Below are 8794 nucleotides of genomic sequence, written 5' to 3' on the forward strand. Positions count from 1 at the left end.
GGGGCTCCTTGGTTGATGACGGCCCAACGTCTTAATCAGCCGCTGGCCGCTTCTGGCCGGTCGGCTGCATTAAACGGTTATGCGTCATTCGTGCTTAAAGCGACATCCATTTCGTTGAAGAAGTAAGGTTTGCCGCTCATGAATTCTTCCCATGATGGCGTACTCGTTGTGGCGTGTGGAACGCGAAAACCAAGAAAATCGAGCGCAATCGAGTAACGCAAAGACTCCGAGAGAAGGACGAGTTCCAGCAGCCGCCGAATATGCGCAAAGGCAGGCTCAGGCACGACGCTCACGATACCCACAAGATCGGGGTCAGAAAAAAACGTGATCATCCCGTGTGCCTTCTCAGGAGCCTGTTGAATTCGCTCAATGAGACCCTGATCATTGCCGTCAATGTTTACGGGTGCTTCGCTTGGTAAGGCAATGGTCCATGCGCATTTGGACTTTTGAAGTCGACTTAGGAGGGCGTGGTTGATATTTCCGCCGTAGCCGTACAGTCCGAGTGGCCTGGGTTCGTGCCGTCCTTCGCCGTGGCAGATCGGAAGGCCAGAGTCCGAAACTGCGAGAACTGTACCAACCCGGCTTCCCGTGATGGACCAACTCATGTCTCAGCGCTCCGGTTCCGATGACGCATAACGCCGCGCTTCAGCCGCGGGCTTGCCGGAGCGAAGCGGAGGCAAGACCGTCGGCTGGAAGCGATTGTTAGACAGCGACATACGACTTGGTTTCTTCTCGAAGAAGGAGGCTTTGCTGCGAGGATTTCTCCGTTACAGGCAAGCGCTCCGCCGGAAAATTGGTGACGAGCGCCTCAATCATTGGGTGGCGGAGATCTTCACTTGAACCGACGTGGTAAAAGTGCGCTTTCGTAAAGACATGAAAACGATCCGCGCTCCAGTTTTTCTCCACCGAAAGGTTGGAGCGAAATTCGTTGCTGTGCCACGTCGAAAGGATGAACTCGCACGGGAGAGCTGCAAGCGCTTTACTCAAATCGCTTTCGTCTTGATCTGTCCAGCTATTAAAGTAATCGACATGTCGGCCAGCATACGGAGGATCAACGTAAACGAGATCGCCATGCGCCGCGCTCTTTAAGGTGTCCTTAAAATCCGCTACGCGAAACTCCCAATCTGAGTTGGAGATCACGGCAGCGATAGAGGTCACTTGGTTTGAGATTTTTGTGATGTAGGCGGTCGCAAATCGCTCAGGCTTCCGACAGAACGGTACGTTGAACCGGCCTTTCTTGTTGAATCTCATTACTCCGTTAAAGCACGACCTATTTAAAAAGAGGAAATCCAGTGAAGTTGGTGCTGAATTGAACCGCTCCCGAACTTCATAGAAATAATCTTCGCCTCTGGCAAGTAATGTCGCGCCCTGTGCCGTTAAGAAATCCCTCACAATCAGCGCATTAAGTTTGTGCTGTTGAATATCGAGATAGAGCTTGATGATGTGGAGGTTCGAGTCGCATAGGAGGGCTTTCGATGGTTGCAGGTTCAGAGGTACTACGCCTGAACCGCAAAAAGGCTCTACCCATCGCGTAAAAGGACGGCCTTGTGTCAATCGCTGGATGTCCTCTACCAGCTTGGTTTTTATCCCCTGACATTTGATTGGGGGCACCAATGGGGGCTTACTCACTGCGACTCCTCCCCATTTACAGGCCCGTCTTCTCCGAGATCGGCTATTTCTTGTTCGTGCTCGCGGAGCGTATCGACTCCACGCTTCTTATATTCCAGGTAGCTTTTTAGGTTCGCGTATGGTCGTTCAATTTCTAGGGCCTGAGCCATGTCGCGGGTTAAGTAGAACATCCAGTAATCGTCATAGACCTCTTCGCCGAGGCTACGAAACGGACCTGTACCGTTGAGTAATTGCTCAATCTTGTTGACAGAGCCGATATTCTTGGTATTTCCACTCCCAGGACGAGACGAAGCGAGACAATGCTTAGGTTGCGCAAAAAACTGAAAGTCTCTTATAACTGACGGGATTTTTTCCAAATCACCAAGAGTGAACTGCTGTCGCTCATCAATGACGCCATCGCTTTTCGAGTAGATGACGCCCAGCACAAAATGTCCGGAATAGTGCTCATACGGATAGAGAGTGTTTTTATTGCTGCTTCTCTTCCGGAAATATCCGGTGAAGGCTCCGAGCGTCATTCCGTTAACGGTAGAACTGTCAACGCGGTATGTGCTTTTGATGTCAACCGCGAATTTGCGACCGCTGCCTTCGTCAATGAATGTTAAATCCGGGTAGAAATTCTGATGTGGTGATAGCTCGATACGTAGGCCGTTGTCCTTCCCGAACTCAATGAACATTGGAAAGAGCAGCAGTTCAAGGACTTTTGAGACTATTTTTGTGTCTACGGAAATCGTGTAAATATTCCGATAAATATCAATGAAGCCCTTGATTATCCATTCGCCTTCTGCTGTAGCGACGGCCTTTGCGAACGACGTGGTGTGAGCTTGTAAGTTTTCGAGGAAGGTGTCAGGCGACATGATGGCTTCTGAATGTGATCGGTGGTCTGCGCGCAGAGTAAGCCAATGTTCGCAGAGCGTCTAACGCTAATTAGACGACAAAATGTATGTTACGCAGTGTCGTATAAATAAGTTAGCGCGGTCAAGAACAAGACTTTCAAATCACAGAATGATTGCTAATGAATTTAGGCAAACCTAAAATCATGCGGATCGAAGTCGGCGCCAAATCTCCCACACTGCCGTGTACGACTATCTGGAAACGCCGGCGCGCGCGCAAACGGGCGCAAGGGCGCGCGGGTCGGCTGCTAATATTTTGACACCTATACGCGCGTGCGTAATGAGGTACGGTATGAGCTTATGGTATGACTGGCGCACGGATACGATCCGGTTCACTACGAAGACACCAAGACCCAGACCGGGCGACTGGCCAAGGTGTGGTGCACACTGCAAGCACACAGATAACCCCTGCCGCGCAAGGGCGCTAACTAATGGCCGATGCAAGTATCACGGCGGGTTGTCTACCGGGCCGAAAACGTCAGCGGGTAAAGCGAGATAGTAGTACGAAGGAGAATAGTGCCGCTGGGCAGAGAGTCAAGAGGCCGGGCTTGGTGGCATTTTATTTAAGTTGCTGATTGACGGGTGCGGGTACTAATGCGGGTATGCGTTAGTCAATGCATTCAACATCATCGGCTAATTCAATACATTAGGCTACAATTAGTGATTATGGGCAATTTACCGCCGCGGCATTGTGCTGCAGCGCCTTGCGAACGACTTCGCGCGGATGCACGCTGGCGCCGTCGATGGTCCCGCTAAACAACTCCTCGAACGCGATCATGCGATGGCGGTTATCCAGAAACAGCGCGGCGAAGACCTCGTACGCATGATCGCGCAGACGCATGGCCATATAATTGCGAGTTTCCGCCGGATTCGCCAGCGGATCGCCGCGTTTTATGTTTTCGAGCAGATGCCGGCGCGCGATCTCCAGCACCGCCTGTAGCTGGACGAACTTGGCCTGCCCCAGCCCCTTGCCGGCGCAGAACGTTTTTTGATCGGCGTTTAACAACGGTCTGAGACCGCCGAACTGGTCAAGCAGGTCACGCGCCAGATCGACAGCACTCTTGCCTTTCACGCCGGTGCGCAAAAAGATCGCCAGCAGTTCGGCGTCGGACAGCGCGGACGCGCCGCAAGTTTCTCGCGCGGCCGTTCATCGGCGGGCCATTGGGCGATGGACATTTCATTCTCCGTCAGTGCAAGCCCTGAAGCTCAAAGCCTGAATATCAAAGGTTATAACAAGGCGCGTTGGCGACTCTTTAACCAGCGCACGTTTTGTCAGGCGCATGTAGCTTTCTGATAAACTAGCGTTCCATGACATCGCTCGCCAACAAGCGCGTATTGCTCGGCGTCACCGGCGGCATCGCGGCCTACAAGGCAGCCGAGCTCACGCGCCGCTTGCGGGATGCGGGGGCGCATGTGCGCGTGGCTATGACGGCGGCGGCGCGCGAGTTCGTGACGCCGTTAACGTTTCAGGCTTTGTCCGGCAACCCGGTGCACACAGACCTCCTCGACCCGCGGGCCGAAGCCGCTATGGGCCACATCGAACTCGCACGCTGGGCGGATTGCGTGCTGGTGGCGCCGGCAAGCGCCGATTTCATAGCGCGTCTGGCGCACGGGTTGGCCGATGATCTGCTCTCGACTTTATGTCTTGCCACCGACGCACCCATCGCGCTGGCGCCAGCCATGAACCGGCTGATGTGGGCCAGCGCGGCCACGCAGGCAAATTGTGACGCCCTGAACTCACGCGGCGTGCGGCTGTTCGGGCCAGGCGCAGGCGATCAGGCGTGCGGCGAGGAAGGGCCGGGGCGCATGCTGGAGCCGGACGCGCTGGTAGCGATGCTCGCGGACACCTTTGTCACCGGAATGCTGGCCGGACTGAAAGTGCTGGTCACCGCAGGTCCGACCCGCGAGGCTATCGATCCGGTACGCTACATCAGCAACCGCAGTTCCGGCCGCATGGGTTTCGCGCTGGCCCGCGCGGCGGCCGAGGCGGGCGCGAACGTCACGCTGGTCAGCGGCCCCGTCACATTGGGCACACCAGCCAGTGTCACGCGCATCGACGTGGAAACCGCTGAAGAAATGTGCGCGGCGGTCTTGTCGGAGACCCCGGACGTTATGATCGCCTGCGCGGCGGTGGCCGACTACCGGCCCGCGGAATCCGCGACACCCAAGATGAAGAAAAGCGGCCAGCCGCTTTCGTTGCAGTTGATCCCGAATCCGGATGTCATAGCGGCGGTTGCGACATCGGCACGGCCGCCATTCACGGTGGGGTTCGCGGCTGAAACGGAAGACTTAACGACGCACGCGCAGGCCAAGCTGGCCGCCAAGCGGCTGGACATGATCGCCGCCAATCTTGTCGGAGCGGGGCGCGGCTTCGAGTCCGAGGACAATGCCCTGGAAGTTTTCTGGCCGGGCGGCCACCGAAGCCTGGCCAGCGCCAGCAAGGAGCGGCTCGCGCGCGACCTGATCGCGCTGATCGCGCAGCGCTATCGATCAACGCGCGGCGGCAGCTTGCAACCGCTGGAACGCGCGCAGGGCTGAGATGACCGCAGCAGATGCCGCCGGTATCCAGCTCAAGATCCTCGACCGCCGGCTGGGCGCGGAGTTTCCAATGCCCAGTTTCGCGACTTCGGGCTCGGCCGGTATCGATCTCAGGGCCTGCCTCGATGAACCTTTGACGTTGACACCCGGCGCGACCGAATTGATCAGGAGTGGTTTCGCGCTGCATATCGAGGACCCGCGGCTGGCGGCCATGATAATCCCACGATCGGGTCTGGGTCACAATCACGGGATCGTCATGGGCAATCTGGTGGGTCTGATCGATTCCGACTATCAGGGCGAGATTATGATTTCGTGCTGGAATCGCGGCAACGAGCCGTTCACCATCGCTGTCGGCGAGCGCATCGCGCAGCTTGTGTTCGTGCCGGTCGTGCAGCCCCGCTTTAACGTCGTGGAGACGTTCGAGGCCAGCGCGCGCGGCGCGGGCGGCTTCGGACACTCGGGCAGCCATTAGAACGGCTGCAATCGCTGTAAATCGAAATTTGATGACAAGCGGGTAGCGGCAAGTGACGCACCCAGGGCAGGAACAGAAAATTAAAGAGGACTGTGATGAACATCAACCCGGACATTTTCCGCGCCTACGACATCCGCGGCGTGATCGGCAACACCTTGACCGCCGACGTAGTGCGCACCATCGGTCAGGCCGTTGGCAGCCTGTATCCGAACAGCCCGCGGGTGGCCGTCGGGCGCGACGGACGCCTGTCCAGCCCCGAACTGGCAAATGCCTTGTGCGAGGGTCTGATGGCCGCCGGCAGGACCGCCATTGATATCGGCCAGTGCCCGACGCCGGTGCTGTATTTCGCCACACATCACCTTAAAACCGGCGCCGGCATTATGGTTACCGGCAGCCACAATCCGCCGGACTACAACGGCCTGAAGATGGTGATGGGTGGCCACACCTTGTTCTCGGATGGCATTACCGCGATTTATGACTGCATTGGAGACGGCGCGCTTACCACGGGTAAGGGACAGCGCGAAATCGACGATCTCAATCAGATGTACGTCGAACGCATTTGCGAAGATGTGCGGCTGGTGCGGCAGATGCGCATCGCCATCGATTGCGGCAACGGCGTCGCGGGACCGATCGCAAGTCGGCTGTTCGCGCAGCTCGGATGCGAGGTCACCGAGCTCTTCTGCGACGTGGACGGCACGTTCCCAAATCATCATCCCAACCCCAGCCAGCTCGAAAATCTGGAAACGCTGATCGATACCGTGCGCACCCGCAAGCTCGATCTGGGTCTGGCGTTCGACGGCGACGGCGATCGCGTGGGCGTGATCGACAACGAAGGCAACGTGATCTGGGCCGACCGCCAGATGATGCTGTACGCGGCGGACGTGTTGTCGCGCAATCCCGGCGCCGAGATCATTTACGACGTCAAATCCTCGCGGCATCTGGACACTGTCATCGCCAGACATGGCGGCAGGCCGCGCATGTGGAAGACCGGCCACTCGTTCATTAAAGCCAAGATGAAAGAAACCGGCGCGCTGCTGGCGGGCGAGATGAGCGGTCATATCTTTTTCAAGGAACGCTGGTACGGATTTGATGATGGGCTTTACGCTGCCGCGCGCCTGCTGGAAATACTGTCGAAAGACAGTCGCCCAAGCCACGAGATATTCGCCGAGCTGCCGAACGCGATCAACACCCCCGAGATCATCATCGAATTAGAGCAGGACGGCGCGCAGCACGCGTTTATGAAAAAGCTGGTGGCGCAAGCCGATTTCGGCGCCGCGAATGTCAGCGACATAGACGGCCTGCGCGTGGACTATGCAGACGGCTGGGGGCTGGTGCGCGCCTCGAACACCACACCAAGTCTGGTGATCCGTTTCGAGGCGGATGACGAGGCGGGCATCAAGCGGATTCAGCGGACGTTTCGCCAGCAGCTTGCGAAGGTCGATGCCGATCTGAAGCTGCCGTTCTAGCACGATTCAGTTCGGCGTCCAGTCATTAACAACATGGACAAATTCGCCGCCACCAACGTCGCCAGGGTCCTTATCGAGGCGCTGCCCTACATACGGCGCTTCGCGGGCAAAACCGTGGTCATCAAGTATGGCGGCAACGCGATGATCGACGACACGCTCAAGAGCAGTTTCGCCCGCGACGTGGTGTTGATGAAGCACGTGGGTATCAATCCCGTCATCGTGCATGGCGGCGGTCCGCAGATCGGCAGGATGCTGGCCAAACTGGGCATGGAGAGCCGCTTTTTCGACGGACTGCGGGTCACCGACCGTGACACCATGGATGTGGTGCAGATGGTGCTGGGCGGCATGATCAATCCGGAGATCGTGAATCTCATCAACAGCCACGGCGGCCGTACGGTGGGACTGACCGGCAAGGACGGCGGCCTGATCCGCGCGCGGCGGCTGACGATTACGCGCGCAAGCACCTCGGCGATCGCGCCGGAGATCATCGACTTAGGGTACGTCGGCGAGGTCGCCGCCATCGATCCGTCCGTAGTGCGCATGCTGGAAGGCGGTGGCTTCATACCGGTCATCGCGCCGATCGGCGTGGGGGAAGATGGCGCCGCCTACAACATCAACGCGGATCTGGTGGCGGGCAAGATCGCCGCCGTGCTGGGCGCTGAAAAGCTGATCATGCTGACCAATACCGTGGGTGTTCTCGATGCTGCCGGAACGCTGCTAAAAGCCCTTGGTATGGCGCAAGTCGAGAGTTTGATCGCGGCGGGCACGATTCACGGCGGCATGCTGCCCAAAGTGAAGTGCGCGATCGACGCCGTGCAATCCGGCGTTCGCGCCGCGCATATCATCGACGGCCGCACGGAGCACGCGGTATTGCTGGAACTGTTTACCGATCAGGGCATCGGAACTTTGATCGGCGCACGAAGATAGTCAGGCGTCTGGCGTGTGATGGTCTTGCGTAAGGGGCGCTGTCGCCAGGCGGCTACTGCGCCTTCAGATGCCGATAACGCCCAAGATCAGCCGCGAATGCCTTTTTGAGCGTTCGTTTCTCGCTTTGACTTGAGGTCAGGCTCGCCTTGAGAATGCTCACGCTGGCGCTCAGGCGTTCCACCCCTTCTCGGACGACCGCCGGCACAGGCTGCTTTGTATCCACACGACTTTGCGCCTGGGCCTCCAGGTCAGCCTGCTGCAACTGAAGTTCCGCAAGTTTTTCTTGCGTAATCATTATTGTTGAATTCAGCGCGGCCAGCCGATCATCGCGCACGAACTTAATATCTTCCTCGCTGGTGAACGTCGCCAACAAGATGCGGTCGCGGCGCGCCTGCTCAGCGAATCTGGCTTCGCGCTTGAGCGCAAGTTCGAAGTCGTGCTGGCTTCTGGCGGCCTCTACCACTGATCTCACGCCCATAAGAGTCATAAACACGGTAGCCCGTGCGCACCTGCTCCGCGGGCACCGAGTCGCCGTAATGAACATCCCCTTCCGCGTCCACCCAGCGGTATGACCCGGCATCGACCAGATTTACGCCGGCAAGCGATCCACCGATGGCGGCAAGCGACGGCAGAATCATGCTTATGCGGAAAATCATTTGGCATCTCCTTGTGCGCATCGTTCTTACTAAATCCTTACCGGGGGGCGTACCCTCAAGCATCCGCCCTGGCAACAACAATTTTTATCAGCTAGCAGCCTGTCGGACTTGAGAAGCCGGCTCGCGTCGCGAGCGCAGGTTTCGAGTCGTGTTGATGGTTCATCGGTTCGCTGACGGGAGTGTTGGGCGCGAAAAGTGACTCGTTTCCTGCTCTTT

Annotated in this window: 9 protein-coding genes and 1 pseudogene; 4 read left to right on the plus strand and 6 right to left on the minus strand. The window is 57.7% G+C overall.

What is annotated here, in order from left to right:
- Positions 1-77: 77 nt before the first annotated feature.
- The 4 genes and pseudogenes from H0V34_13470 to H0V34_13485 all read right to left on the minus strand — a co-directional run bounded on the left by H0V34_13470 (position 78) and on the right by H0V34_13485 (position 3695).
- The gene (locus H0V34_13470; protein ID MBA2492654.1) at positions 78-605 is read right to left on the minus strand and encodes a hypothetical protein; all 528 of its coding nucleotides are present in this window, start codon (positions 603-605) and stop codon (positions 78-80) included.
- Between the two features lie 97 nt (positions 606-702).
- Positions 703-1629 carry a Dam family site-specific DNA-(adenine-N6)-methyltransferase gene (locus H0V34_13475; protein MBA2492655.1) on the minus strand — a complete coding sequence of 309 codons (927 nt, stop codon included), beginning with the start codon at positions 1627-1629 and terminating at the stop codon, positions 703-705.
- On the minus strand, positions 1626-2483 hold the full coding sequence (locus H0V34_13480) for a restriction endonuclease (protein ID MBA2492656.1): 858 nt from the start codon (positions 2481-2483) through the stop codon (positions 1626-1628). Before H0V34_13480 ends, H0V34_13475 begins: the two co-directional genes overlap by 4 nt.
- 700 nt (positions 2484-3183) lie before the next feature.
- A pseudogene (locus H0V34_13485) lies at positions 3184-3695 on the minus strand (JAB domain-containing protein).
- A 132-nt stretch (positions 3696-3827) separates the two neighbouring features.
- Here H0V34_13485 and coaBC point away from each other — a divergent pair.
- The 4 genes from coaBC (at position 3828) to argB (ending at position 7922) form a co-directional block, all read left to right on the plus strand.
- Positions 3828-5057, plus strand: a complete 1230-nt coding sequence (gene coaBC, locus H0V34_13490; GenBank protein MBA2492657.1) for a bifunctional phosphopantothenoylcysteine decarboxylase/phosphopantothenate--cysteine ligase CoaBC — start codon at positions 3828-3830, stop codon at positions 5055-5057.
- Position 5058: 1 nt separating this feature from the next.
- On the plus strand, positions 5059-5529 hold the full coding sequence (gene dut, locus H0V34_13495) for a dUTP diphosphatase (GenBank protein MBA2492658.1): 471 nt from the start codon (positions 5059-5061) through the stop codon (positions 5527-5529).
- Positions 5530-5624: 95 nt separating this feature from the next.
- Entirely contained in the window at positions 5625-6995 is a 1371-nt protein-coding gene (locus H0V34_13500; protein ID MBA2492659.1) for a phosphomannomutase/phosphoglucomutase, read from the plus strand.
- Between the two features lie 33 nt (positions 6996-7028).
- Positions 7029-7922: an acetylglutamate kinase gene (gene argB / locus H0V34_13505; protein ID MBA2492660.1), complete on the plus strand. Its 894-nt coding sequence runs from the start codon at positions 7029-7031 to the stop codon at positions 7920-7922.
- Between the two features lie 52 nt (positions 7923-7974).
- On the opposite strand, the gene H0V34_13510 is transcribed toward argB, so the two are convergent.
- Positions 7975-8394 (minus strand): hypothetical protein, encoded by a 420-nt coding sequence (locus H0V34_13510; GenBank protein ID MBA2492661.1) that lies wholly within the window; start codon positions 8392-8394, stop codon positions 7975-7977.
- On the minus strand, positions 8318-8578 hold the full coding sequence (locus H0V34_13515) for a DUF4124 domain-containing protein (GenBank protein ID MBA2492662.1): 261 nt from the start codon (positions 8576-8578) through the stop codon (positions 8318-8320). The genes H0V34_13510 and H0V34_13515 overlap by 77 nt, the downstream gene beginning before the upstream one ends.
- Between the last annotated feature and the right edge of the window lie 216 nt (positions 8579-8794).

The sequence above is a fragment of the Gammaproteobacteria bacterium genome (genome assembly GCA_013696315.1).
GTDB lineage: Bacteria > Pseudomonadota > Gammaproteobacteria > JACCYU01 > JACCYU01 > JACCYU01.

Bases quoted from the DNA above. Each gene is read 5' to 3' on its own strand.
- argB (MBA2492660.1), top strand. From the start codon at position 7,029: ATGGACAAATTCGCCGCCACCAACGTCGCCAGGGTCCTTATCGAGGCG.
- H0V34_13480 (MBA2492656.1), bottom strand. From the start codon at position 2,483: ATGTCGCCTGACACCTTCCTCGAAAACTTACAAGCTCACACCACGTCG.
- coaBC (MBA2492657.1), top strand. From the start codon at position 3,828: ATGACATCGCTCGCCAACAAGCGCGTATTGCTCGGCGTCACCGGCGGC.
- dut (MBA2492658.1), top strand. From the start codon at position 5,059: ATGACCGCAGCAGATGCCGCCGGTATCCAGCTCAAGATCCTCGACCGC.
- H0V34_13500 (MBA2492659.1), top strand. From the start codon at position 5,625: ATGAACATCAACCCGGACATTTTCCGCGCCTACGACATCCGCGGCGTG.
- H0V34_13470 (MBA2492654.1), bottom strand. From the start codon at position 605: ATGAGTTGGTCCATCACGGGAAGCCGGGTTGGTACAGTTCTCGCAGTT.
- H0V34_13515 (MBA2492662.1), bottom strand. From the start codon at position 8,578: ATGATTTTCCGCATAAGCATGATTCTGCCGTCGCTTGCCGCCATCGGT.